At 44.7% G+C, this 25,801-nt stretch carries 19 protein-coding genes, 2 tRNA genes, 1 rRNA gene and 1 pseudogene; 11 read left to right on the top strand and 12 right to left on the bottom strand.

The genetic code is table 11. The features are described from left to right. Window positions 1-130: 130 nt before the first annotated feature. The 4 genes from DX060_RS06290 to yaaA all read right to left on the bottom strand — a co-directional run bounded on the left by DX060_RS06290 (window position 131) and on the right by yaaA (window position 3,430). Window positions 131-206, bottom strand: a tRNA-Ala gene (locus DX060_RS06290). 4 nt (window positions 207-210) lie between these two features. After that, window positions 211-287 (bottom strand) — tRNA-Ile (locus DX060_RS06285). Between the two features lie 103 nt (window positions 288-390). Then, window positions 391-2,122, bottom strand: a 16S ribosomal RNA gene (locus tag DX060_RS06280). A gap of 582 nt (window positions 2,123-2,704) precedes the next feature. Continuing rightward, the gene (gene yaaA / locus DX060_RS06275) at window positions 2,705-3,430 is read right to left on the bottom strand and encodes a peroxide stress protein YaaA (RefSeq protein ID WP_181814218.1); all 726 of its coding nucleotides are present in this window, start codon (window positions 3,428-3,430) and stop codon (window positions 2,705-2,707) included. A gap of 54 nt (window positions 3,431-3,484) precedes the next feature. On the opposite strand from yaaA, the gene DX060_RS06270 reads away from it, so the two are divergent. Further along, on the top strand, window positions 3,485-4,012 hold the full coding sequence (locus DX060_RS06270) for a DUF4149 domain-containing protein (RefSeq protein WP_115011658.1): 528 nt from the start codon (window positions 3,485-3,487) through the stop codon (window positions 4,010-4,012). Between the two features lie 428 nt (window positions 4,013-4,440). Here the strand turns inward: DX060_RS06270 and DX060_RS11350 are convergent, their stop codons facing one another. Beyond that, a complete protein-coding gene (locus DX060_RS11350) occupies window positions 4,441-4,614 on the bottom strand; it encodes a hypothetical protein (protein WP_181814217.1) in 174 nt (57 codons plus the stop codon). A 320-nt stretch (window positions 4,615-4,934) separates the two neighbouring features. Here DX060_RS11350 and DX060_RS06260 point away from each other — a divergent pair, with 320 nt between their 5' ends. Next, the gene (locus DX060_RS06260; protein ID WP_115011656.1) at window positions 4,935-8,702 is read left to right on the top strand and encodes an autotransporter outer membrane beta-barrel domain-containing protein; all 3,768 of its coding nucleotides are present in this window, start codon (window positions 4,935-4,937) and stop codon (window positions 8,700-8,702) included. Between the two features lie 533 nt (window positions 8,703-9,235). On the opposite strand, the gene DX060_RS06255 is transcribed toward DX060_RS06260, so the two are convergent. The 6 genes from DX060_RS06255 to DX060_RS06230 form a co-directional block, all read right to left on the bottom strand. Next, window positions 9,236-9,583, bottom strand: coding sequence for a hypothetical protein (locus DX060_RS06255; RefSeq protein ID WP_115011655.1), 348 nt, complete (start codon window positions 9,581-9,583; stop codon window positions 9,236-9,238). Window positions 9,584-9,596: 13 nt separating this feature from the next. Further along, a complete protein-coding gene (locus tag DX060_RS06250) occupies window positions 9,597-10,904 on the bottom strand; it encodes an RNA polymerase factor sigma-54 (RefSeq protein WP_115011654.1) in 1,308 nt (435 codons plus the stop codon). 8 nt (window positions 10,905-10,912) lie between these two features. Next, entirely contained in the window at window positions 10,913-11,629 is a 717-nt protein-coding gene (gene lptB / locus DX060_RS06245; protein WP_115012328.1) for an LPS export ABC transporter ATP-binding protein, read from the bottom strand. A gap of 111 nt (window positions 11,630-11,740) precedes the next feature. Continuing rightward, complete coding sequence (tsaE, locus tag DX060_RS06240) at window positions 11,741-12,190, bottom strand: tRNA (adenosine(37)-N6)-threonylcarbamoyltransferase complex ATPase subunit type 1 TsaE (RefSeq protein ID WP_258552224.1); 450 nt, start codon at window positions 12,188-12,190, stop codon at window positions 11,741-11,743. Then, window positions 12,187-14,430 carry a DNA polymerase III subunit gamma/tau gene (locus tag DX060_RS06235; protein ID WP_115011653.1) on the bottom strand — a complete coding sequence of 748 codons (2,244 nt, stop codon included), beginning with the start codon at window positions 14,428-14,430 and terminating at the stop codon, window positions 12,187-12,189. The genes tsaE and DX060_RS06235 overlap by 4 nt, the downstream gene beginning before the upstream one ends. A 39-nt stretch (window positions 14,431-14,469) precedes the next feature. Next, the gene (locus tag DX060_RS06230; protein WP_408938835.1) at window positions 14,470-14,934 is read right to left on the bottom strand and encodes a c-type cytochrome; all 465 of its coding nucleotides are present in this window, start codon (window positions 14,932-14,934) and stop codon (window positions 14,470-14,472) included. Between the two features lie 75 nt (window positions 14,935-15,009). On the opposite strand from DX060_RS06230, the gene folD reads away from it, so the two are divergent. The 9 genes and pseudogenes from folD (at window position 15,010) to ychF (ending at window position 22,239) form a co-directional block, all read left to right on the top strand. After that, on the top strand, window positions 15,010-15,864 hold the full coding sequence (folD, locus tag DX060_RS06225) for a bifunctional methylenetetrahydrofolate dehydrogenase/methenyltetrahydrofolate cyclohydrolase FolD (RefSeq protein ID WP_115011652.1): 855 nt from the start codon (window positions 15,010-15,012) through the stop codon (window positions 15,862-15,864). Between the two features lie 9 nt (window positions 15,865-15,873). Next, window positions 15,874-16,776: pseudogene (gene lepB, locus DX060_RS06220) on the top strand (signal peptidase I); the annotation flags it as partial. Between the two features lie 93 nt (window positions 16,777-16,869). After that, window positions 16,870-17,541 carry a site-2 protease family protein gene (locus DX060_RS06215; RefSeq protein ID WP_115012325.1) on the top strand — a complete coding sequence of 224 codons (672 nt, stop codon included), beginning with the start codon at window positions 16,870-16,872 and terminating at the stop codon, window positions 17,539-17,541. An 11-nt stretch (window positions 17,542-17,552) separates the two neighbouring features. Further along, entirely contained in the window at window positions 17,553-17,984 is a 432-nt protein-coding gene (gene rpiB, locus DX060_RS06210; protein ID WP_115011650.1) for a ribose 5-phosphate isomerase B, read from the top strand. A 1-nt stretch (window position 17,985) separates the two neighbouring features. Continuing rightward, complete coding sequence (locus DX060_RS06205; RefSeq protein WP_115011649.1) at window positions 17,986-18,324, top strand: hypothetical protein; 339 nt, start codon at window positions 17,986-17,988, stop codon at window positions 18,322-18,324. 35 nt (window positions 18,325-18,359) lie between these two features. After that, window positions 18,360-18,920 (top strand): adenine phosphoribosyltransferase, encoded by a 561-nt coding sequence (gene apt / locus DX060_RS06200; protein ID WP_115011648.1) that lies wholly within the window; start codon window positions 18,360-18,362, stop codon window positions 18,918-18,920. Window positions 18,921-19,003: 83 nt separating this feature from the next. After that, a complete protein-coding gene (locus tag DX060_RS06195; RefSeq protein WP_258552317.1) occupies window positions 19,004-19,654 on the top strand; it encodes a DedA family protein in 651 nt (216 codons plus the stop codon). Beyond that, window positions 19,654-21,138, top strand: a complete 1,485-nt coding sequence (locus tag DX060_RS06190) for a leucyl aminopeptidase (protein ID WP_115011646.1) — start codon at window positions 19,654-19,656, stop codon at window positions 21,136-21,138. The genes DX060_RS06195 and DX060_RS06190 overlap by 1 nt, the downstream gene beginning before the upstream one ends. Then, the gene (gene ychF, locus DX060_RS06185) at window positions 21,139-22,239 is read left to right on the top strand and encodes a redox-regulated ATPase YchF (protein ID WP_115011645.1); all 1,101 of its coding nucleotides are present in this window, start codon (window positions 21,139-21,141) and stop codon (window positions 22,237-22,239) included. Window positions 22,240-22,365: 126 nt separating this feature from the next. On the opposite strand, the gene DX060_RS06180 is transcribed toward ychF, so the two are convergent. After that, window positions 22,366-25,800: a proline dehydrogenase family protein gene (locus DX060_RS06180; RefSeq protein ID WP_181814216.1), complete on the bottom strand. Its 3,435-nt coding sequence runs from the start codon at window positions 25,798-25,800 to the stop codon at window positions 22,366-22,368. Between the last annotated feature and the right edge of the window lies 1 nt (window position 25,801).

Genomic DNA, 25,801 nt, shown 5'->3' with positions numbered 1-25,801 from the left:
TCGTAGTATTTACTATCTAGGCTATTGACAATGAATTGTTAAATAACATTTAGACAAAAGTCTAATAAGAATCCTAAGCTAGAACTCTTATTAAACTTTATACTAAAAATGCAAAGTTAGTCTATCTTGGTGGTGGAGAATAGCGGGATCGAACCGCTGACCTCCTGCGTGCAAAGCAGGCGCTCTCCCAGCTGAGCTAATTCCCCACAATGGTGGGCTTAAGAGGACTTGAACCTCTGACCTCACCCTTATCAGGGGTGCGCTCTAACCACCTGAGCTATAAGCCCATAAACCTTAGTGGCATAATCTCTGACAACTAAGCAAGAATCTTTACATACTACTGCAAAAGCGTGGATAGGATAGAAACAAATCTACCTATCATATCTCTAGAAAGGAGGTGATCCAACCGCAGGTTCACCTACGGTTACCTTGTTACGACTTCACCCCAGTCGCTGCATCCGCCGTGGGCGGTAACCAATTTAGTATCCCGACTTAAGGCGAATACAACTCCCATGGTGTGACGGGCGGTGAGTACAAGACCCGGGAACGTATTCACCGTGACATTGCTGATTCACGATTACTAGCGATTCCAGCTTTATGTAGTCGAGTTGCAGACTACAATCCGAACTGAGAGACATTTTAGAGATTTGCTCCACCTCGCGGTATTGCGTCTCATTGTATGCCCCATTGTAGCACGTGTGTAGCCCTAGGCGTAAGGGCCATGATGACTTGACGTCGTCCTCACCTTCCTCCTCCTTACGAAGGCAGTCTCCTTAGAGTGCTCAGCCGAACTGCTAGCAACTAAGGACGAGGGTTGCGCTCGTTGCGGGACTTAACCCAACATCTCACGACACGAGCTGACGACAGCCGTGCAGCACCTGTTTTCAAGGTCTAGCAAGCTAGACACTCCACTATCTCTAGCGGATTCTATCAATGTCAAGCCTAGGTAAGGTTCTTCGCGTATCTTCGAATTAAACCACATGCTCCACCGCTTGTGCGGGTCCCCGTCTATTCCTTTGAGTTTTAATCTTGCGACCGTACTCCCCAGGCGGAATGCTTAATGCGTTAGCTGCATTACTGCCCTGACAAGCAGGGCAACAACTAGCATTCATCGTTTAGGGCGTGGACTACCAGGGTATCTAATCCTGTTTGCTCCCCACGCTTTCGCGCATCAGCGTCAGTAATGTTCCAGCAGGTCGCCTTCGCAATGAGTATTCCTCTTGATCTCTACGGATTTTACCCCTACACCAAGAATTCCACCTACCTCTCCCATACTCTAGAAAAGTAGTTTCAAATGCAGTTCTGTAGTTAAGCTACAGGATTTCACATCTGACTTACTTTCCCGCCTACGCGCTCTTTACGCCCAGTGATTCCGAGTAACGCTTGCACCCTCCGTATTACCGCGGCTGCTGGCACGGAGTTAGCCGGTGCTTATTCGTAAGATACCGTCATAATCTTCTCTTACAAAAGGAGTTTACAATCCTAAAACCTTCATCCTCCACGCGGCGTTGCTGCTTCAGGGTTTCCCCCATTGAGCAATATTCCCTACTGCTGCCTCCCGTAGGAGTCTGGACCGTGTCTCAGTTCCAGTGTGTCCGATCACCCTCTCAGGCCGGATACCCGTCATAGCCTTGGTGAGCCATTACCTCACCAACAAGCTGATAGGACATAGGCTGATCCTTTAGCGAGAGCACTCAATAAAAAATTCATCTTAAATTCAGCTTTTGGAGTATTTTTGCGGATTCTACAAACAATGCTTCAGTCATTACCGCTTAAGGCAACTCCTTCGCATTGTGCTTGAAAACTACAAAAATACTCTCAAAATCTTAGAATTTACACTTTCTCATAGATTTCAATCCATTACAGACCTCTATGGCAAAAGTGGATTCTAGTTAGATTACAAGAGAATTCTTTATTGAGTGCTACTTTCCCCCGTAGGGAGTATCCAGTATTAATCACCGTTTCCAGTGGCTATCCCAGACTAAAGGGCACATAACCTATGCATTACTCACCCGTGCGCCACTAATCCACTTCTAGCAAGCTAGAAGCTTCATCGTTCGACTTGCATGTATTAGGCACGCCGCCAGCGTTCACTCTGAGCCAGGATCAAACTCTCCATAAGAATTATGGAAGTTTGTATCTATCAAATCAATAGTAGCAAACTCTCCATAAAAATATCCGCACTGCATTAGATCGCTTAATAGCCACCCAAACGCTAGCAGATATGGAAAAATTTGTCCCAATCTCTTTATAAATCACAAAGACTTACTCTAGCTTCTAAACATAATAAATAGTCTAGAAACAAGACATAGTCGAAGTTGTATAACATAAACAATGTTTAGTCAAAAGAGATTTAAGTCTAAATCTAAAAAAAGCAAAAATGCCTTTGCAGATTCCTTAAATCTTCTTGCTTAGATGTCAAAGATCACTGCCAATTCTTATCTAAGGTAAGATAAAAACCAAGCAAAAGAACACCCAGATCCAAAAACAAAGACCTAAACAATATCACGATCTAAACCATACGATAATCATATGATAAAGGCTGAGATAAGAAAGCTAAATGCTATGAATTTTGGGAAGCAGAATATTACAAATTCATTACTTAAATATAACTGAAGCGAGTGGAAAAATATGTGGGAGAGATGGGGGGAGTAGAGCAAGATATTCTCTATCAATCATTTTGCGCTCTTCTTTTACACTCTTCTTAGGGTGTGCAGTAGGTGCAATGTGTATCAAGATACTGCCTAAGCATATTGTGGCGACTTTTCACATCTTGTATGCTGGCACATAGCGCAAGCTCTCGCAAAGCTAGTCCGCGATGAAGCTTTGCTTGGTGGCTCACTTTGCTAGGGAGATTCAATACATAATGCCCTAGCTTAATAGGATATGCCTTGCTATATATCTGCGCACGCAAATCCACAATCACGCCATCTTGCTCTGTGGCTAAAAGCTTATCGATCTCTTCTTCTTGGGCTTGATACAATGCACGCAATGACAAGAGCTTGGATTTGTAGTTTTGATTGAGATGATAAAAAGGCAGCCTATCGCTTGCCCGCACCAGCCCAAAAAGATTGCTCATAATCAGCACAGACCCCAGCACAAACTCTTTCGCCCTAGAATCCATCTCCGCAAAATTCAGTGCCTTATAGGCTACACCATTATATAGCTCTATGGCACAGACCCTAGGAGAGTCCAAAATCTCACCACAACGCCGCAAGCTCTCTAGGCTCACCGATTTTGTGCCAAAGACCTTGCACAGCTCTGCATCACTTGCATTTTGCAAGATAGATAAATACGCGTGTATATTGGCATTTCTAGCGGCTTGCCCACCCCACATCACATCATCTATCAGCCTAGTATCACCCCCGCTACTCTCCCCCAAAACCACTGGATCCTGCTTGCTCTCACTCGGGCTTAGAAGTATTTTCATTTTGTAACTCTTTTTGTGTATGATTGCGCCCATTATATCGCATAAGGAATTATTATGAGAGTTTTTGCTTCCTGCATTACAAGTCTTTATCTGCTTGCTTTAGGGATCACTATCGGCGGGATCATCGCTTGCGGTGCGCTTAGTGCGCCTGTGATCTTTAATGCCTCCTCCTATCTCGCCGCCCTTGAGATCACAGATATGACCCGCTATGCCTCAGGGATTTTGATGACAGAGATTTTTGTCCGCTTTAATTACTTACTAAACGCTATGGCGATCTTTATCCTTGTTTATGAGCTGCTTGTGTTTAATATCTCATCAAAGAAGTCGTTGTTTCTCCTAGGGATTGGGATTTTTAGCGTGGTGCTTATCTTTCTTTTCACGATGTATTACACCCCGGCGATCATTGCCGCCCAAGCTGATGGCGCAGCCGCCACTGCCACGGAAGAGTTTGAGAGTATCCACACGCAAAGTGAGATGGTGTTTCAAATCCTGCTAATCTCGCTTAGTGCGTCATTTCTATGGCGTGTCTATTTGCTGCGCTTCAGCCTCCCAGCCCCCACAACCAAATCTCGCAAAAAGTAGCCCCCACTCCGTCATTGCGAGACACTGCGCTAGCAAGTCGTGGCAAAACAAGCGCAGCGAAGTTTCTTTAGTAATCCACAGATTCTGCGCTAGCAGAATCTATCTTTTCAATCGCGCCACAAGGCGCAACCGATTCTCGCCCGCTTCGTGGTGCGCGAGCGCGGGAGTAAGGCGGGCAGTAGTGTCCCGCCTCCGCGCGAGTGCTAGAAGCGGAAGTGCGAGGCTCTCCCCTTGATTGCAAAAAGAAAAAGCGGTCGCTGTTTCTAAAGAAGCTACGCTTTCTTTTTGGGTTAAGGGGAGCGGGGTGGGGATAAACCTTTTTCTAAAGAAACATCGGCTTTCGCCGAGCGGTGTCCCTTGTTTTCTTTTTGCGGCAGTGCTGGAGCAAGTTTCTTGCGCTGAGGGAGACTGAATCGTAGAGAGAGCTTTCACACTAGAATCCACTTTTTCAAAAAGTGGATTCTAGCAATAACGCCCTTTTTATAGTCATTGCGAGCGGTGCTTGCACCGTGTGGCAAAGCAAGGCGTAGCCGCAGCTTCTTTAGTAATCCATAAATACACAACAAACACAAAAAGTGGATTCTAAGCGAAATATCTCCCACACCTACTCCACCACCCTGCAAACTTTACCCCACTTTTACAATAACTACATATTTTTTACACACCTTTTACAAACTCTCCCAAACAATGCGCAAATTTATAATTAAATCATAAAAAGCCGTTTTTTTTTTTTTTTGATTTTGGCTACAATGTGGCTCTCATATTTTGACTATTTTTATCCAAGGAGATACTATGCAAACAGCTTCTAACGCTCATAATACCCATATAATCGGGGGGGGGGGGGAATAATCTCTCTTTAAATACTCCTAGTCAATCCGCTTTAGATTCTAGGGACACTACCCTTTCTCCGTCATCGCGAGACTTGCGCCAGCAAGTCGTGGTGATCCACAAATCCACGCAAGTGGATTCTAGCAATGACTATTCTGCTAGCGCAGAATGTATGGATTGCCACGCCACTGCTGCCGCAGTGTCTCACAACGACAGAAAGCCTACTCGCTTAAGCCTAAGCCTAGCGTGCTTTTTCGCCCTTAGCTCTATGGCAGCGGCAAGCACACCTACCATACCAGAAAATGACCCAAATAATTTCACTATTATGGACAATAGGAATGCGTATCAGGTTGTAAGGAAACAACACGGACAAGAAGGAATACTACGATCAACGCTTAAGGCATGGGGCGGTTCTAGCGGGCAGTGGCGAGACACTTCTGGTATATCTCACTATGATTATTACACATTTGCCTTTAAATACAGAGATGGAGGGCTACCCGGTGGTGTCAATTTATTGTTTAATGATGGCACAAAGTTTGATTACTATTCAGTTCATTATAAAAGAGAGGGCGGAGGTGGTAGTAGCCCTTGGGTGAATATGAATACAAGAGATAAATATTACAGTAATCACGGCAACTCAAATATTACTATCGGCACTTTTGATCTTAAAGGCGATGTGAAGTTTGAAATCAAACTAGGTGGCACAAGTAATATCACTACCTTAAACAATGAAGCCGAGCGTTTAAACATAAAAGTTAATAATGAAAATAATGATAAACTAAATATCACTACATTTAATCAAACCACTGCAAACGGCGACTCCCAAATTTTCAAAAATGTCAGCATAGAGAATTTCAATCTCTATGCTGGTAAATCCTATCAACGCGGTGGAAATATTACTAACCTAAACATTACAGGCGGTAGCTTTTATCAAGGCTATACAGATAATCTTACAGCAGGCGAGCACGATGGCACAATAGAAACAATCACTCTCCAAGATGGCATATTTCAGCAGGGCAAAGGCAGTGTAACTACACTCAATCAAAGTGGTGGTGGTGCTATCCAGCAAGGTGGCACAATTACCAATCTCAATCTCTCCGGCGGCACATTCACCCACAATGGCGGCACACTTAGCAATGTAGTGCTAAAAGCTGGTGGCAGTGGCTCTACATTTGTCAATGGCACAGATTCTGCCTTTGATAACATCACTCAAGAGGGTGGCAATCACACTATCATCGGTAAGGTTGCTAAATTTACTCTAGCGAGTGGTTCCTTTACCAACAACGGCTCTATCACCACACTCACTACCAACACCACCACAAAACAAGCTAGAAGTGGCACAAACTTCTACGCTGCCCAAGCCGCTGCTACCAACCACATCACTAACAACGGCACCATTGATAAACTAGAGCTCACCAAAGACGCTGATAGCGTAACCAATAATGCTGTGTATAACACAGGCGGTGGCTTAGCAAGTGGTATCATCAAAGAGCTAAGCGTAACAAAAGGCAGTGCCACCATCAACACCCTAAATGGTGTAGGACAAGGGACAGCAGGTAATGTAGAGCCTCATACACTCTCTAATATCAACATCACTAAAGACGCTAAACTCACCGTTGATACCCTAAGCGTAGGACTCAAAGGCAACCAAGCTATAGAGAGAGTAACGATAAATAACGATACAAGCACTCAAGGAACCAACAAAGAATTTGCCGTCAATAAAATCCAAGTAACCTACCTTGATGGCAACTTTGACCCTGCAAAAAGCATTAGCAAGAATCTTACAGACTATGTAACATCTGGTAGCCATAGCTATGTAGATGGAGCTAGCAAGCCCACCTTTGAATCAAGCCCAGAGCTCCAAGGTATAGGGGTGAAGTTTAATCCCGATGGCACCCCTATCTTTGATGTAGAAGCTTCTGTGGCTGCAAGTATGACAAGCGTAGTCGTGCGCCAATCTATGCGACGAAAAATGCTTATAGACACCTATCTCGCAGAACAAAACAGAAGAAGTTTGAAAAACAAAGAGCGCAGAACCAAGCAACGCATAGAAGCAGCCACCCTAGGAGATGCAAGAGCCCAGTATCAAAAAGACCTAGCCAAATACAAGCTAGACTTAGCCAAATGGGATAAACTCGCTAGCACCAAAGAAAACAAAGCTTTGATCGCTAAATACGAGCAAGAAGACAAAGCCTACCAAGCCGCCAAAGCTCAATACGACAAAGACAAAAAAGCCTATGAAGACAATCGCAAAAACCTAGAGCTACTCTCTAAAGCGCAAAAGATCAAAGCTCCCATAGAGCCTAAAGCTCCTGTAATGCCAAACCTAAAGCCAAGTGATAAACACTACAAAAAAGCTATGGCTAACTATGACAAAGCACAAAAAGCCTATGAAAAAGCAATGAGCAACTATGAGCAAGAGCTTAGAATCTATACAGAGGAGAACAACAAGCTAGAGACAATAGCAAGAGCAAGCAACCTCAAAGCGCCCATAGCTCCTAAAGCTCCTATAAGACCAAACCTCAAACCAAACCATAAAGACTATAAGCGAGTAATGGCAGCCTATGAGTCAAACCAAAGAGCCTACCAAGCAGCCCTCAAACAATATGAGCTTGATAAAAAGAGCTATGAAGAGAAGAGAAAGCGTCTAGAAGTGCTTGCAAAAACTAGTAAGTTTAATGCCAACCTCAAAGCTCCCACAGAGCCTAAAGCTCCTATGCGCCCAAATCTCAAGCCAAACCACAAAGACTATAAAAAAGCTATGAGCAAATACGAGCAAGAGCGCAAAGACTATCTAAAAGCCTTTAAGCAATACGAGCAAGATAAAAAAAGCTATGAGAGAGAGTATCAAAAGCTTATAGCCCTAGCTGATGCCCAGAGCAATAAGCTAAAAGCCCCTATACAGCCTAAAGCTCCTACTAAGCCTAAAATCCTAGCCAGCAAGCCAGAAATGCCACAAGAGCCAAAGCTTGGAGAGATAAGTGCAGAGCTACTAGCTAAGCATAAAGTCCAAGGGGATTTCTTTATCCGTGCCTATGGTGGGACAGGCTCACATAAAGCAACCAATGGCGCACAAACAAGCTCTTGGAGTGTGGGCACACTCTTTGGCTCGACTTGGGATCTAGCTCTTGGACAAACAAGTGGGAATATCGGCTTCTATGGTGGGTATGAGTATATCTACAATGGCTATAAGCAAGCCCATATCGATGCCCAAGGACACACAGGCTTCCTAGGGCTTAGATTCTCCCATATCTTTGCTAAGACTAAGCTAGCAGGATTCTACTATATGGCTGATGTCAATGGTGGCTATACAGATATATCTGTAGGGCAGGATATGAATGGTATGCGATTTGGCGCAAATGTGGGGAATATCAACTTTGGCTCTTCTATCCGCCTAGGCTCATCTATCTATATGGCTGGGGCTAAATCTATGCTTTTCCCATCAATTGGAGTAGGAGTAGAGGGCGGCTATCTAGGAGACTTTGAGATGAGGACACAACGCTCTGGTGAGCTACGCTATGGAGGACTAAGCCAAGGCTATGCAGTTACCTATGCCCAAGCAAACTTAAACTACTACCAAGAGTATGGCAAAAGGCTCTCTACTACACTAGGTGGTGGATTTAGGTATCTAATGAATACAGATATAAACATTATGCCAACACTTAATGGCAAGGCTTATACCATTGATGAAAAGACAGGTAGAGCAGCAGCAGTGCATGTAGCTCCATTTTTCTACCAAGGCACATTTATGGTAAATTACCACACAGACAAAGCAGGGAACTTCTCTGCTGGCTATGTGGTAGTAGGTGGGGAGCTTGGGATTACGCATAATGCTTCTGTAAGGTGGCATTATTTCTTTTAACCCATAGCGATTCAGCTTTGGGTATCCATAGTGGCGATTTTAAGGATTTTAGGGGAACCGCAGACCTCTAGTCTAGCTCCACCCTAAAATCCTTAAAAAGCCCCACTAGCAACACCGCAATTCTTAGAATCGTTTTACTCTCAAACTAACTTCAATCCTAGAATCCATTTTTTACACCTTTGGCATTTAACCCTAGAATCCACTTTTTGTAATCCTACCGCCGCGACTCTCTTAGTTTTTCAAGCTTTTTAATTTCAAGCTTTTTTCTCGTCATTGCGAGCGGACTTGTCCGCGCGGCAATCCATTAAAAATAAAGCGCAATTCTTTAGTAATCCACAAAAAACAAAACCAAAATCCTAGAATCCACTTTTTTAATTTTTCCCCTTACATTTTTAACATTTTCCTAGAATCCACTTTTTGATTGTGGATTGCCACGATTTGCCACGCAAATCTCGCAATGACAGAATTTGGGCTTCACTCCTAGAATCCACTTTTTCAAATAACGCTCTTTTTCTTAATCAATCATTCCCCTGTCATTGCGAGCGGATTGAAAATCCGCGTGGCAATCCATAAAAACACAAAAAGTGGATTCTAGTGGGAGAGTGGATCGCCACGCAATCGCTACCGCGCTTGCTCGCGATGACAAAAAATAGGCGTAAGGTGTAAAAAGTGGATTCTAGTATGGATCGCCACGCCGATACATCGGCTCGCGATGACAGAGGGGGTAGCGTAGCGCAAGGCTCGTAATGATAGAAAAGGCTATGGATATTAAGAAACTTCGCTTTGCCACGACTTGCTAGCGCAAGGCTCGCGATGATAAAATGGGCGATTTCTCCCTCACTCGCTTGCGATATAAAGGGGCTTGAAAGTCTTATATCCACCTATCCACTATGCCTACACGCTCATTTCATAGAGTCTTTTTCTCTCGCTTGAGCTGGCGATATTAAGCTGCTGGCGGTATTTGGTGATGGTGCGGCGCACGATTTTTAGCCCAAATCGCTCCTCAATCATCGATAAAATCTTCACATCACTTAAGGGCTTTTTCTTGTTCTCGCTCTTGATAATCTCTAGCAAAAAGTCCTTGATAGAAGCATTGCTCACATCGCCATCAATCGCCGTGGTAAAAAAGCTCTTAATCGCAAACACGCCGCGCGAGCATTCTAGGTATTTGTTGGAAATCGCGCGCGAAATGGTGCTTGGCGCGTAGCCTAGCTCCTGGGCAATGTCTTTAAGCTTCATAGGCTTCATCTCCCCACCGGTAAAAAAGTCATATTGATAATCCACAATCATAAGCCCTACCTTTTTGATCGTGGCTTTTCTCATCTCAAGCGCGTCAATGAGATCCTTTGCCTCTTTGACTTTAGATTTTATATATGCTTGACTATCATCTTGGGCACGAGCAAACTGCCGATCAAGCCGCTGCTGGTCTAGCATATTTCTATCCAAGGTGATGATGGGATAGCACTCATCATTTGTGCGCACAATGATATTGCCTTCTTCTTCAAAGATAAAAATATCAGGGATTTTGTAGGACTCTTCGTGGGCAAAATCTAGGGCGGGAGGGTTTTTAAAACTGCGTATAACGCGCATAGCTTCGTTGTATTTGGGGTGCTTCCTAAAAGTGTGATGCATATCAAGCTTGGTGATGATCTGCGCACAAAGCTCATAAGTCGCATTATCCACCTCGCTTGCCTCTAGCTGGAAGCAAAAGCTCTCTACCACATCTCTTGCCCCCACTCCGCGCGGCTCTAGGAAGCAAAATCGCTTGCGCACGCTCTCGTATTCTTCCACGCTTACTTCTAGCCGTTTAGCTGCTAGCTCGCTATCTTCTTGGAAGTAGCCCTCCGCGCTAATGCCCTCGATAATGTCAAAAGCGATCATCGCACTAAGCTCTGTGGGGAAGAGTGGGGGGCAGATCTGGCGGTAGAGATTGTCATACAAACTATCTTGGGCTATGGTTAGCTGCTCGATTTTATCACTGCTACTAGCTCTTGTGCTTTGCGGCAGTCTGCGAAATGCCGAGCTAAAGTCCTTGCTTAAAGGCGACTGCAATGCTATGAAAGGGTTTTCTTTCACATATTCTTTTAAAATATCTTCTACTTCAAACAAATCACTCTGCAAAATCGGCAGCCAGCTTTTGAGCGTTGTAGAGAGCTTGCCCTTAACGCTTTGCCGAAATCTTGTCCCACCAGCTACTGCCACGCCCTATCCTATGCCTTAAAATGCTCACCTAAATAATACTTCCTAACAAGCGCATTACCATAAATCTCTTCAGCATTGCCGCTTGCAAGCAAGGTGCCAGACTTTATCACATACGCGCGATCACACACAGAGAGTGTCTCGCGGACATTGTGGTCCGTGATAAGCACACCTATGCCCATATCTGTCAGCGTAGAAATGATCTTTTGTATATCAATCACCGCGATAGGATCAACGCCAGCAAATGGCTCATCAAGCAGGATAAACTTCGGCTCTTTGATAAGTGCGCGTGCGATCTCTACGCGCCGCCTTTCACCACCAGATAGACTAAGCCCCTTCCTCGCGCGAATAGGCTCGATATTAAATGCTTCTAGCATTTGCTCGATTTTATGCTCTCTTGCTTTAGCTGTGCGAAAAGTCGCTTCCGCGGCAAGGGCGAGATTATCCTCTACGCTTAAATCCTTAAAAATACTTGATTCTTGCGGTAGATAGCCTATGCCCATATTAGATCGCTTATGTAGGGGGTAGTTTGCTAGATTTTTACCATCAAGTAGCACTTCTCCGCTACTTGGCTGCAACAAGCCGCAAATCATATAAAAAGTCGTGGTCTTGCCTGCCCCATTTGGTCCAAGCAGCCCCACTACCTCCCCGCTTCTTACTTCAATGGAGACATCATTGACGATTTTTGTTTTTTTGATATGTTTGGCAAGGTGCTTGGCTTCTAGGATATGCTGCGCAAATCCACCCTGTGCTATATCTTGTGTAGGCACGCTTCCCCTTTGAGTTGGCTTTGGTATCGGCTTTGGGGCATTGTATAATCTCTTGTCTTAAACTTCAAACTACACAGAGATTTCATACACTCTCTCATCGCTTCTCGTGGTGCTTAGAATCCTTACTAGCACGCATTCAAAGCCGCATTCTAGCAGCAAAGGCAGTAGCTCCTCCCCCCACTCAATACAATGCACCCCACTCTCACTAAGCCAGTCTAAAAGCCCAAGCTGTAGCACTTCTTCATTTGTGCGGCGATACAAATCATAGTGATACATTCCGCCATAGTCGTGCATTAGGCTAAAGGTGGGCGAAGTAGCTTGCACACTAGAATCCACTTTTATAGATCCTACGCTAGAGTGTCTTAGGCTAGCAAGGAGGGCTTGTGTAAGTGTCGTTTTCCCGCTGCCTACCGCACCACTTAGGATAATCACATCTTTGCCCAAGCTTAGAATCTCTTGTACCACGGATCCTAGCTCACTGCACTTGGCGCGACACTGCATATAGGGCTGCAACATCATTTTGAGCTTGCTTCTATAATCATACTTTTCGCGCCAAAATGCTGCTTGATCCCGCCAATTAGGGCTTGATTATTGTGCTTAAATGCCTCTGTGATAGGGTCTGCAATAGGGTCGTTTGTAGGCGTGTCGCTAGGCGCGGTGGCTTCTTGTGGTGTGGCAGAGTCTTTAGAGGCACTTGTATTGTGGCTGGGGCTTGTGGTGTGGCAGCTTTCTTGTGTAGTCTTGGAGGTAGTAGAATCCACTTTTTGCTCCATAGCAAAGCTTGCAGGGAGATTTAGCGGCACTTCTTCTCTCTCCCAAGGCACCTCATCACACACAGCCTCGCTAATATGATCTGGTCTTATCTCGTGTGTGCTATACAAGATAAGATCACTAGGCTTTAGCTTTTTAGGCTCTTTGCTAGAATCTAGCTCTTGTGTGGCATTGCTCGCTTGCGTGGTATCACTAGCTACACTAGGGCTAGACTCTTGGGCTGGCTTAGGGGCTTGGCTAGATTCTGGTGTGCTTGCGTTTTTAATGACAATTGGCGTGTGGCTTTGAGGGGCAAATATATCTTGCACAAATCCACGGATAAGCCCAAAATGCTGGCGCAACAACGCCCTATCCTGCTCATCTCCACTACTTTGCCAAATCAATGTCCCACTCTGGCTTGGCTCACTTGCTGGGATAAACTGCTCAAACACAATGGATCGCCGAAATGCTTCGCCAAGCTCATAGGAGCGATCGGCGATTTTGCTTACAAGCTGGTGGAATGCCTGCTGATACATTTGGGGGTGCTTGGGGCTTGGACTAGAATCCACTTTTTGCGTTTCTAGCGTTGGCTTTGCCGCCTGCGGCGTTTTTACACTTTCAGCGGTTTCCCTAGAATCCACTTTTTCTAAAGAAACATCGCTTTGCTTGCTTTGTAATTCTGCGTTTTTATCAAAAGTGGATTCTAGGGATTGCGTTTTTGTGGATTGCCACGAAAATCCTTGCGGATTTTCTCGCAATGACGATGAAAAAGCTTCATTACTAGAATCCACTTTTTTACTAGCAGTGTTGTTTTCTGTCATTGCGAGCGGTGCTTGCACCGCGTGGCAATCCATAGATTCTGCGGAAGCAGAATCCACTTTTTCTAAAGAAGCTACGCTTTGCTTGCTTTGTAATTCTGCATTTTTATCAAAAGTGGATTCTAGAGCAATACTAGATTCTAGGTTTTTGATCGCTTCACTAATCTCTTGCAGCTTCATCGCCTCGCGCATTTTTAGACTCATTAGCAATAGCACAAACGCCCCATCTGGGTTAAGATTTAGCAAGCTCTTTGCCTGACTCAAAATCCCCAAAAATCGATCGATCACAAGCAGAGAAAACTCCTTGCTCCCGCCTAGCAACATATCTTTAAGAAAGAGCAGCATCTCATCGATAATCATCTCGCACTCATACTCGCCCAAAATCTCTAGCGCACGCACCACGCCCTGCTCATCATCGTGCATAATACTAGAGAAAAAATCGCGCAAACTCTTAGGATCAACAATGCCTAGCATTTGCGTTACTTGATCGATTGTCAAATATTTATCACAATAATTTATCGCTTGATCTGTGAGAGTGAGCGTATCTCGCAAGCTGCCCCCACCACTACGCGCGATAATATCAAGCGCGCCCTTTTCATAGCCCACGCCCTCTTTTTCTAAAATCATCTCCAAATGCGCGATAATGGCTTTGTGGGGGATTTTTTTAAAGCGGAAGTGCTGCGTGCGGCTTAGAATCGTAGCAGGGAGCTTGAGCGGATCAGTGGTCGCTAGGATAAATTTCACATACGCTGGGGGCTCTTCAAGTGTCTTTAGCAGGGCATTAAATGCTTCTTTTGTGAGCATATGCACCTCATCGATGATAAAAATCTTATACCTAGACATTGTGGGGACATATTTTGTCTGCTCAATCAAATCACGGATACTATCAATGCTTCTGTTTGAAGCAGCGTCCATTTCGATGATGTCGATGTTTTTCCCATCGAGTGTAGCCACACAAGTCGCGCACTCGCCACAAGGCGTGCTTGTCGGTCCTTTTTCACACTCTAGTGCGCGCGCAAAGATTCTAGCCGAGCTTGTCTTCCCGCTCCCACGCAAGCCACTAAACAAATACGCATGCACAATGCGATCTTTATCCAATGCCATAGAAAGCGTTTGCGAAATCGTCTCCTGCCCTACTAGATCGCTAAATACCTTTGGGCGATATTTCAATGCTAATGCCAATGACCCCATAACTCTCCTTTTTTACTGCGACTTTATCTCGCATATTTGCTAGCGAAATGTCTTATTGCGCGATGTGATGTAGAGATAAATCGCATTGATTTCTTCATCTGTGAGATTGTATTTAGGCATTACGCCGCTATCTTTACTAAGGGCGACTTTGAATGTCTCAAAGGCAAGATTATTGATCCGAGGGACGATGATATGCCGCTGCTTGCCCTTATGGACATAAGAAGCCAGCAGAGTCTCCTCGCCGTCTTTGCCGTGGCATTTTACGCAGCCAATGCCGCGCGGATTTTCATAGAGATTTGCGCCATATTCTTGCGGTGTGATGAAGCCATCTGCATCTTGAGTAGAATCCTGACTGCTATCTTGCACGCTAGATTCTACCTCTTGTGCGATGGATTCTAAAGCGGTTTGTGTGCTAGCAGATCCCGCGCTAGAATCCGCTAGGGCTAGAGTATGCCACGCCAAGAGCAAGGCACAAGCACGATAGAGATTTTTCATAGCAATCATTCTGCCTTTTAAGATTTTTCAAGTATAATAGCACACTTTTTCAAATCCGCCTCGCTCGGCATATAAAGGCATTTAATGACGCTTCTTGATGGCAAATCTCTCTCTGCTCATATCCAAGCAACCATACAATCCCAAGTGATGAACCTACCCAGAGCACCAAAGCTTGTCGTGATTCTCGTGGGCAATGATGCGCCATCGCTTGCGTATGTTACGATGAAAGCCAAAGCCTGCAAAAATGTCGGGATTGATGGCAGTGTGCTAAATCTCCCAGAATCCACACAAGAAAGCGAGCTACTAGCACATATCCGCACATTAAACACCGATGGTAATGTCGATGGGATCTTGGTGCAGCTCCCACTGCCAAAGCATATTGATACCGCTAAAATCCTAGAATCCATCACCCCAGAAAAAGATGTCGATGGCTTCCACCCGCTCAATGTCGGTAGAATCCAGACAAATACGCAAGTGGATTCTAGCTTCGCCCCTGCGACTCCGCTAGGCGTTATGCGGCTTTTAGAGCATTACAAAATCAACCCTAAAGGCAAAAATGTCGCCATCATCGGCGCGAGTAATATCGTCGGCAAGCCGCTTGCCGCGCTTATGCATAATGCTAATGCGACTATTAGTCTCTGCCATATCTACACACAAGATCTTAGCCTTTATACCAAACGCGCGGACATTGTATGTGTGGGCGTGGGCAAGCAAAATCTCTTGCGCGCAGAGATGATCCAAGAAGGCGCAGTGGTGATTGACATAGGCATAAACCGCCTAGAATCCGGCAAGCTTGTAGGCGATGTGGATTTTGACAATGTCGCTAAAAAGGCTAGCTTCATCACGCCTGTGCCCGGAGGTGTAGGACCTATGACTATCGCAAGTCTCTTAGAAAACACGCTAAAAGCCTATCGCTTGCGCACACTATCTCAACAATAAGGATTTATGATGAAAACTCTTTTTGCTACTTTAATGCGCTTTGTCTCCAGCTGGACAGGGACAATTATCATCGTGCTGTTGTTGATATTTTTTATCGCTCAAGCCTTTGTGATCCCCTCTCGCTCGATGGTCGGCACACTCTTTGAAGGAGATTTTTTGTTTGTCAAAAAATTTAGCTATGGTATCCCTATCCCTAGAATCCCGTGGGTAGAGCTACCCGTCTTCCCCGATCTTAAAGATAATGGACACATTATCGAAGGGCAACGCCCCAAACGAGGCGATATTGTGATCTTTATCCCACCACATAGCCCCAAGCAATACTATGTCAAGCGCACTTTCGCGGTAGGAGGCGATGAAGTAGTCTTCACGCCAAATGGGCTATATCTGCACCCAAAAGAGGGTAATGATTATGTGCTAGAGCATTATAAAGGCGAAAATCTCATAGAAGTGCAGGGCAAACTTTTTGTCTTTGATCCGTATTTTGCCACGCATTTTGGGGTCAATAATGATGGCGGGCATTCGGCGTTTTTTGAGATGAGCGCACTCTATCAAGGTGCTTTGCTTGCCAATAGATCGCCCTATCAATACACACCAAAAACGCGCGGAATCGCTATGGAGCCCATAATCCAAAATGGACAAATAGGCTTTTTCTACAAGAAAATCGCTGAAGATGAGTTTTTTATGATCGGGGATAATCGCAATAATAGTGAAGACTCGCGATTTTGGGGCAGTGTGCCATACAAAAACATCATCGGCAAGCCGTGGTTTATCTACTTTAGTATGAATCTCGCTGATAGCATAGAATCTGGGGCGACCTATGACCCTAAGCAGCGATATAGTATCCGCTGGGAGAGAATGTTTAAAGGCATAGATGGTATAGAAGAGCTAGCCAAAGAGTATGCAAACAGCCATAATCAAAATCTTTTGCCTATCGCCAATACCGCAAAGTCCGCTACGATAGATTCTAGGCATATCGTATCCAAATAGCTTTTTGTGGTGGATTCTATGCTAGATTCTCTATCCCAGCACGCTTTGCAAATCATCATAATGGCAGTAGCCCTGCTTATAAGCATTATAGGGCACGAGATTATGCACGGGCTTGTGGCTTACCACTATGGAGATCCTACTGCCAAGCACGCTGGGCGACTTAGCATAAATCCTATCAAGCATATCGATCTACTAGGCTCGATTATCGTCCCTGTTGTGCTCTTTATCGCGCAAGCTCCCTTTCTCTTTGGCTGGGCAAAGCCTGTGCCTATTGATATACGCTTCATTATCCATTCTCGTGGCTATGGAGCGGCTATCGGTGTGGCTCTAGCGGGTGTGAGCTACAATCTAGCCTTAGCCCTCTTTGCTTCTATGCTGCTTTTTAGCGATATACTTGATTTGAGTATGCAAAGCCTTGTTGGCAGCATTTCTGTGCTACTACTCTTATATCTTATCCAATACAATGTCGTGCTATGTGTCTTTAATCTCCTGCCAATCCCCCCTCTTGATGGCTCTCAAGCCCTGCTTTTTGCCGCGCTGAAATTTAGGCTCTACACATTTGCTAAATTCCTAGAATCCATCGCCCCTTATGGAATGCTTATTGTCTTTGTCATATTATTTATCCCAAGTTTATCTAGCATTTTATTTTATCCTGCTACAATGCTTCTGCGATTTTTGCTACCACTATAAGAGAGAAATAAATGATTTTTATAGCTTGCGATCACGCTGGATTCTCATTAAAGCATTTTATCAAGCAGTGGCTTTTACAAAATGGCTATGAAGTGTGCGATTTGGGGGTCGATAAGCAAGAGAGAGTGGATTATCCTGATTATGCCAAGCTACTTTGCGAGCGCGTGCTTGAAGCAGGCGAGCAAGCAAAGGGGATTTTGATCTGTGGCAGTGGCATAGGTATGAGTATGAGTGCCAATCGATTCTCCGGTATTCGCGCTGCACTTTGCACAAGCGCATATATGGCACAAATCACACGCAAGCACAATGACGCTAATGTCTTGTGTCTTGGGGCGCGCATAAGCGGTGAGGGCGAAGTAGAATCTATGCTTGAAGCATTTTTACACACAGAGTTTGAAGGCGGGCGACACACTTGCCGTGTGGGGAAACTCGATAGGAGCTAATATGGATCTAGCGTTAAAGTGGTTTGCTGGCACAATCTTTGTCCTTTTTGTGCTGTATATGGTCTCAAAAACGATGTTTTATAAATCCGTGGCGAGAAAAGCCGAGCATAATGCCGCAGCGATGAAACTCACACTCCAAGAAGCCGAAATCCTTATCCAAAAGCATCAATTACAACTACAACGCGCACTAGGAAATATCGATATTCTCACGCAAGAGATGAATTCCTTGCGCAATGAGATCAAAACGCTCAAGCAGCGTAATTCACAATATCGTGTCGAGACAGATAAATACCGCACGCGCATAAAAGACCTAGAGCAAAAAATCGAAGCCTTGTTGTAATCGCTATAATCTCAATCCACACGCAAAGGAACACTATGGCAAACGCACAAAACCTACAAGAGCTTAGCACACAAGTCCGCAATACTTTGCGAGAGATCCCAGACTATCCAAAGCCCGGAATCTTATTTTATGACATCACTACAATCTTAGAGAATGCAGAGTGCCTACACAAGATTATCGCCTTTTGGAAAGCTCGCTATGTGAATCAAAACATCACACATATTGTGGGGATAGAATCTAGGGGCTTTACTTTTGGATCTGCGCTAGCTTATGCCTTGGGGGTTGGCTTTATCCCCATTAGGAAAAAGGGCAAACTCCCATTTGCAACCTACTCGCAAGAATATGCCTTAGAATATGGCACAGATACGCTAGAAATCCACCAAGATGCCTTTGCAAGTGTGCAGGAGCGTGGAGAAAAGGCGCGAGTCGTGCTTGTCGATGATCTGCTCGCCACAGGTGGGACTGCTGCTGCAAGTATTAAGCTTATTGAAAAAGCTGGTGGAGAGTGCATAGAGGCGTGCTTCTTAATCCGCCTAGTTGAGCTAGAAGGACACAAAAAGCTTACAACAAACTTTATGAATATATTGGACTGCTGATGAAAGCACTCAAACAGCACTACAAAAGCATTATTATTGGCACATTTCTTCTTGTGCTAGTTGGTGGGCTTGTAACATATATGATGAAATCCGACTTCTCCTTAGAAGAAGCAATTGTAAATTTATGGGAAAATTATGTAGCAGATTGGGGCTATGTGATTTTGTTTTGCTGGAGTATTTTAGAAGGCGAACTTGGATTGATTTTTGCCGGTATTGCTAGCCACACGGGGCATTTAAATGTCTGGCTTGCGATTTTTATCGCTGGGCTTGGGGGATTTGTGGGCGATCAAATTTATTTCTACATCGGTCGCTGCAACAAAGGCTATATCCAAGCACATCTCTCAAAGCAAAGGCGCAAACTTGCCCTAGCACACTTGCTTTTGCAAAAATATGGCTGGAGTATTATCTTTATCCAGAGATATATGTATGGTATGCGCACCATTATCCCCATAAGCATAGGGCTCACACGCTACTCTGCGTTAAAATTTGCCATTATCAATCTTATCAGCGCGTGGGTGTGGGCGGCGATCACCATTTTGCTTGCTTGGGTCTTTGGCGATAAGATTCTAGAGTTTTTACAGCTATTTAAAGCCCATCCATATATTTTTGTTATTTTTGCTTGCGCATTTCTTGGTGGGGTGTGGTGGTTTTTCTCATCACGCACACAAAAAATCGATAAAAAAATCGATAAACTCCAAAGCCAAATCACCAAAACCACTTCAAAGGATCACTAATGCTAAAAATATCCGCACATAAAGAGTCTTTCACCTCTATCAAAGCCGATGTCGCTATCGTATTTGTCATAAATAAAAACACCAAACACAAATGGATTGATCAAAAATTCCTACACGATCTTGCCTACCAGCACAAATCCCCTGTGCTGCACCAGCAAGCAAAAACACTCTATATCCCACTAGGGTCGCTAGAAGTGGATTCTATGCGCGAAGCTGGAGCTACCGCTGTAAAAACACTAAAATCCTACCCCTTTAAAAGTGCCAAAATTGGATTCTACACACTGCCAAAGAGTAGCGATACAAGCATAATGGCAGCTTTCACGCTAGGAGCATTGCTTGGAGATTATAGCTTTGATACATTCTTAAGCAAAAAGCAGCCTAGCTCTTTGCGCGAGATTCTCATCAGCCTAGAATCCTATGATACAGATTCTGCAGGAGCTACAAAAGAGCGCGTGCAAGACTTCTCCAAACAACTCGATGAGATAAAAATCATCACTAAATCTGTCAATATCACGCGCGATTTAGTCAATACCCCTCCGCAAATCGCCACGCCAAAATATCTGGCAAACTACGCACAAGATCTCATTAAAGGCACAAATCTATCGTGCAAGATCCTAAAAAAGCAAGAGCTCAAAAAGGAAAAAATGGGCGCATATTTAGCCGTAGCTAAAGCCTCAAGTAAATCCCCGCGCCTAATCCACCTAAGCTATAAGCCTAAGAATCCACAGAAAAAAGTCGTGCTAGTAGGCAAGGGACTTACCTATGATAGTGGTGGGCTAAGCCTTAAGCCAAGTGATTATATGACAACAATGAAAGCAGATAAAAGTGGCGGCTGTGCAGTGCTAGGCATTATGCTTGCAGCAGAAAAGCTAGGGCTACCCCTAGAAATACACGGCATTATCGGCGCGTGTGAGAATATGATCGGCGGCAATGCGTATAAACCAGATGATGTGCTAATCTCCCGCGAGGGAAAAAGCATAGAAATAGGCAACACCGATGCTGAAGGGCGACTTGTGCTAGCAGACTGCCTAAGCTATGCACAGGATTTAGACCCTGATGTGCTTATTGATTTTGCGACACTTACAGGGGCTTGTGTCGTAGGGCTTGGGGAATATACAAGCGGTGTTATGGGCTATAATCAAAAGCTCCAGCTTGACTTCACCCAAAGCGCGCTCGATTCTGGCGAGCTAGTGGCTATCCTGCCCTTTAACCGCCACATCAAAAAGCTTATAGAATCCAAAATTGCTGATGTAAGCAATGTCAGCTCATCTCGCTATGGTGGGGCAATTAGTGCGGGAATGTTTTTAGGAGAGTTTATCCGCGAATCCTACAAGGACAAATGGCTACATATCGACATCGCTGGACCAGCGTTTGTGGCAAAAGAATGGGATATTAACCCATATGGAGCAAGTGGAGCAGGCGTGAGAATGGGGGTTAGATTCTTGCAAGATATAAGCAAGATAAGCAAAGCAAGGAAGCAGTAGATGGGACTCTCTGTCGGTATCGTAGGCTTGCCCAATGTGGGTAAATCCACCACTTTTAACGCCCTAACCAAAGCCCAAAACGCCCAAGCAGCAAACTACCCCTTTTGCACCATAGAGCCTAACAAGGCGATTGTAGAAGTGCCTGATCCTAGGCTTTTGGAGCTTGCTAAAATCGTGCAGCCAAAGCGCGTTATGCACTCTCAAGTGGAGTTTGTGGATATTGCGGGGCTTGTCAAGGGGGCAAGCAAGGGTGAGGGGCTAGGGAATCAATTTTTAGCCAACATCAAAGAAGCCGATGCGATTTTGCATATTGTGCGCTGCTTTGAAGATGATGATATAACCCATATAGAAAACCGCATAGACCCCATCGCAGATATTGAGATTATCGAGCTAGAGCTTGTGCTAGCTGATATTGCAAGCGTGCAAAAACGCATTGCAAAGCTTGAGAAAGAAAGCAAATCCCAAAAGGGAGCAAATGCTATGCTAGAGCTGGCTAGATCCCTGCTTGCCCACCTAGAATCCAGCCAACCAGCCAGCAACTTTGCACAAAAAGACACACAAGACTTCATCGCGCTTAATAAAGAGCTACGACTTCTTAGCGCAAAGCAAGTGATCTATGGCGCAAATGTTGATGAAAGCGCACTAGAAAGCGATAATGAGTTTGTCAAAAAAGTGCGAGATTTTGGTGCAAGCAAGGGATCGCCTGTCATTAAGCTCTGTGCCAAGCTTGAAGAAGAGATGATAGGCTTAGATGATGATGAGAGAAAGGAGCTGCTCGCTTCTGTGGGCTGTGCAGAATCTGGACTAGAGCAGATTATCCGCACGAGCTTCTACACACTAGGGCTTATTAGCTACTTTACTGCTGGGGTGCAAGAAGTGCGCTCTTGGACGATCAAAAATGGCACCAAAGCCCCACAAGCAGCCGCTGTGATACACAATGACTTTGAAAAGGGCTTTATCCGTGCAGAGACCATAGCCTATGAAGACTTCATCAAATATGGCGGTGAGAGCAAGGCTAAAGAATCTGGGGCTATGCGCGCTGAGGGCAAGGACTACATCGTTCAAGATGGCGATATTTTGCACTTTAGATTCAATGTCTAGAGCTTGTATGGACAATTTGCAAGATTTACTACTTGAAAGCCTTGTGTTTGCCCTAGTAGCCATAGGGCTGCTCATCTATCGTGCCACATTAAAAAAATAGCCTTTATATCACCACCACTCAAGCCACTATTCAAGCAATTTGGCAAGCTTGTTTTCAGCAAATACTCCATAGCGATGATGCACGATACTTATCACTCTCTCTCTGTAATACCAAAGCAGCTCAAACCTGCCGTTATCAAGAGGCTTATCAGGGATAATGCGCTTATGAGAAATAGCGGCTGCTTGATAGATAGAATCCATAGCACTAGCTTTTGTGTGGTAGCGGATAACATCATTTTGTGGGATTCTAGCGATGAAATCCTGCAAGGATTCTTGCACAAATTTCGCTATAAGCCCAAGCCCTGCTAGATTCTCACGCAAAAATGCCAAGTCTTCATCTATTGCTTCAAAGCTCACTATAAGCTCCACTTTGCACGCCTGCGCACCGATTATGACCCCTAGCACATCTTCTAAGCTATCATTGCTGCTGACTCGATAAGCAAGCGTGCTAATTGCTTTATAATCTAGCAAATGCTTCGCGCCATACTCAAGTGCGCAATCGTGTGATAGCATAAATTCTGTATTGCGGTAATACACATAACTCTTGGCTTTTTTGAGTGCGTTTTCCAACGCCTTGCGCCTAGAATCCACTATATCCCCGCTTGCCAAAAGCCGCTTAAACTTTGGCTCAATGATACTTGTAGCAAGGTTTTCATCACAAGCATTTGGCACAGGGCGCACAAAATGGATAATATCATTGTAAATGCCGATTGTATGCGACAAAGAGCCTGATGGGGTCGTGATGATCTTCGCGCTTGCTGTGTGGATTGTAGGCTCATTGATAAGCAAAGTGTGTGCTTTGGCATTCTTACGGAAATACACCCACTCATCTTCATCGCGCGATTCTAGGGCGCATATATTGCTATCTAGCGTGTTTGCTAGGGCTATGGCGTGCTTTATATCATCGGCTTTGATGATATAAAGCAGTGGCAGATCCCTATCTATCGCGCTAAGCTCATTGGCACTAGCATAGATAATACCAGCCCCCATATACTGCCCATCGCGCTGTGGCTTTAGGGCAAACGCCCCTTGTATCGCCTCTAATGTGTGATTAGAATCCAGCACCACACCTAGGGCATTTTGCAGTGCATAAGGCGTGCCATAGTGTAGGGATCTAGCACACGCAAGCACTCCTTGCATAAAGCCTGTATCATCAAGCACACTTTGCTCAATAATCAGCACCGATAGCTTCCTAACCCCCACCCCTCCATAAAAAAACGCCGAGCTAATCGCGTGTTTAATGGCTTGATCATAATCAGCTAATTGCGTGATGATCATTGCATTTGTGGCAGTAGGGTGGGCGATAAGCGGTAGCATAGGCTGTGCAGTGGCAATGGATTCTAGGCTTGATCTCTTCCCAAACCCAACGGCAAAGGCAAATAAATCTGTGCGCATATTTGCTAAAGCTTGCCTAAAATCCTCTCTTTGCATAGGGGCAAAACATAGCATATCTCGCGGGACTCCAGCCTCCCATAGGCATTCACACACCATATAGCTACTGCCAATCACAAGTGATGAGGGCTTAAACACCACTTGATCCCCACAGGCAAGGCTTGCAAGCACAGGGGCGAAGCTTATGCTTAAATGACTATGCGCACTCCCTATCACAAGCCCCCTACCCTTTGGCATAAATGATGTATGCGCGTGCGTATCACAGAGATCTTGTAATGACTTAGGATAAAAGCGTAGCAAAGTGATAAGCTCGCTTATCTCCATATCTGTCTGCATAGGGACTTTGCCAATCTCTAAGGCTGCGGTTGTGATTATTTGCCCTCGTTTTTCTTGCAAAAGATGCGTGGCTTTGCTAAAGATTGCTATGAGATTTTCTAGCCTACTCAATGAAGCTGGCACGATATTCTCATCAAACCCCTTAGCAAACGCCACTTTCCTAATCTCTCTCCCATCAAAGCCATAAAGCATTTGGGCTTCTTTGATGTATGCGGCTTGTATCGTGTCTTTGGGTAGCTCTTGGGCTAGTGCTTTGGTGAGCCATTGGTAATTTGCTTGGGTGAAAAACTCCGTATCAGTCTCATAGACACCATCGCTACTTTGCAGATCTAGCACTGCTGCTCGATCTTGCACAGCAATAGGTGCGCAAGAGAGCTTTGGGATATATGCCAAAGAGTCCAAAAACATCGCCTTTTGCGCCTGCCACGCACTATCACCCACGCGCATCGCATAGTAGCTTGCCATAAAGTTTTCTTCTCCGGTGTTTTCATCAAGGCGGCGCAATAAATAGGCGATAGCCTCCTTAAACGATGAAGTATCACATACAGGAGTATAGAGCATAAGCGTATGATACTCCCCTAGAATCCTACTTGCCTGCATACTAATGCCCATACTCATCTCAAAGACAAAATGCTCCCTATACTCTGGCTCCACGCAATGCTGCAAAAGCATATATGCATAGGCAAGCTCAAAGACATTATGGCTAGCCACCCCCAGCTTAGTATGGCGATAATGGGCATTATCTATGAGATAATGCAGCATTTTTTTGTAATTAGCATCAGTGCAAAGCTTTTGGCTAAACATCGGCAGCCTTCCATTATGCTTAGCGGCATAAAATTTTTCAGCTTGCATATTTGCGCCTTTGACCAAGCGGATATGCACGGGCTTACCCCCAGAATCCACCCTAGCCTTTGCATAAGCACAAAGCTGCATAAGATAGGAGAAAGATTCTGGTATATAAGCTTGCAGTGCGATCCCTGCTTCAAGCTCGCTATATCCACTAAGGGCTTCCATAAAGGCACTCACACTAAGCTGCAAAAATCGATGCTCCTCCATATCAAGTGTGATGATCTTTGGCAGATTCTGGGCTTGGCTTTGCTTGCTTGCATAGGCAAAAAGCTCTTTTAGACTCCTTGCTAGCTCATCTCTTGAGTGTATAAAGCTCCCTTCCCACATCTGGGTAAAAAACGCGCTAGGCTTGATAGAAATATGCGTGATATGGCTGTTGTCTAATGCCTTTTTACACATTGTGATATTGTCTTTAATGATCTCTTGACTTAGAGCCTTTTTGGCGATGAAGTAGTAATTAGCAATATGACTTTTTGGGCTAGATGTCGGCATACTAAAGCGCATCATCAAGCCTGCTTCTTTTCTAATTTGCTTGATAAAAAACGGCACACTAAGGCTAGGGGCATATCTCCCTACTTGCAAGAAGATATATAGCAACATCTTTTCATAGAGAGTGAAAAACTCCCCAAACTCATAGCGGCGCAATATGCGCTCGATAAGCTTGTGGCTATGTGCGGGATTATTGCTAAGCACACTAGAATCTAGCAATTCCATAAAAAGAGCTTTATATTCTGGATTCTCGATGATGTGCTGCATTTTGTAGTAGAAGCTCTTCTCGTGTGTAGCAATACTATCTTGCACGCGCTCTTGCAGACTTGCAGCAAACTCTATCGCGCGTTCTATGAGATCATTATGCTGCTTTTGTGTTAGAGATTGTAGTGTCATA

The sequence above is a fragment of the Helicobacter canis genome, assembly GCF_900451095.1.
Classification (GTDB): Bacteria; Campylobacterota; Campylobacteria; order Campylobacterales; family Helicobacteraceae; genus Helicobacter_B; species Helicobacter_B zhangjianzhongii.
The sequence above is the reverse complement of the archived record's forward strand: the minus strand, read 5'-3'. Positions and strand labels throughout refer to the sequence as shown.

Bases quoted from the DNA above. Each gene is read 5' to 3' on its own strand.
- yaaA (WP_181814218.1), bottom strand. From the start codon at position 3,430: ATGAAAATACTTCTAAGCCCGAGTGAGAGCAAGCAGGATCCAGTGGTT.
- DX060_RS06270 (WP_115011658.1), top strand. From the start codon at position 3,485: ATGAGAGTTTTTGCTTCCTGCATTACAAGTCTTTATCTGCTTGCTTTA.
- tsaE (WP_258552224.1), bottom strand. From the start codon at position 12,190: ATGATGTTGCAGCCCTATATGCAGTGTCGCGCCAAGTGCAGTGAGCTA.
- DX060_RS06235 (WP_115011653.1), bottom strand. From the start codon at position 14,430: ATGGGGTCATTGGCATTAGCATTGAAATATCGCCCAAAGGTATTTAGC.
- DX060_RS06230 (WP_408938835.1), bottom strand. From the start codon at position 14,934: ATGATTGCTATGAAAAATCTCTATCGTGCTTGTGCCTTGCTCTTGGCG.
- folD (WP_115011652.1), top strand. From the start codon at position 15,010: ATGACGCTTCTTGATGGCAAATCTCTCTCTGCTCATATCCAAGCAACC.
- DX060_RS06215 (WP_115012325.1), top strand. From the start codon at position 16,870: ATGCTAGATTCTCTATCCCAGCACGCTTTGCAAATCATCATAATGGCA.
- rpiB (WP_115011650.1), top strand. From the start codon at position 17,553: ATGATTTTTATAGCTTGCGATCACGCTGGATTCTCATTAAAGCATTTT.
- DX060_RS06205 (WP_115011649.1), top strand. From the start codon at position 17,986: ATGGATCTAGCGTTAAAGTGGTTTGCTGGCACAATCTTTGTCCTTTTT.
- apt (WP_115011648.1), top strand. From the start codon at position 18,360: ATGGCAAACGCACAAAACCTACAAGAGCTTAGCACACAAGTCCGCAAT.
- DX060_RS06195 (WP_258552317.1), top strand. From the start codon at position 19,004: ATGAAATCCGACTTCTCCTTAGAAGAAGCAATTGTAAATTTATGGGAA.
- DX060_RS06190 (WP_115011646.1), top strand. From the start codon at position 19,654: ATGCTAAAAATATCCGCACATAAAGAGTCTTTCACCTCTATCAAAGCC.
- ychF (WP_115011645.1), top strand. From the start codon at position 21,139: ATGGGACTCTCTGTCGGTATCGTAGGCTTGCCCAATGTGGGTAAATCC.
- DX060_RS06180 (WP_181814216.1), bottom strand. From the start codon at position 25,800: ATGACACTACAATCTCTAACACAAAAGCAGCATAATGATCTCATAGAA.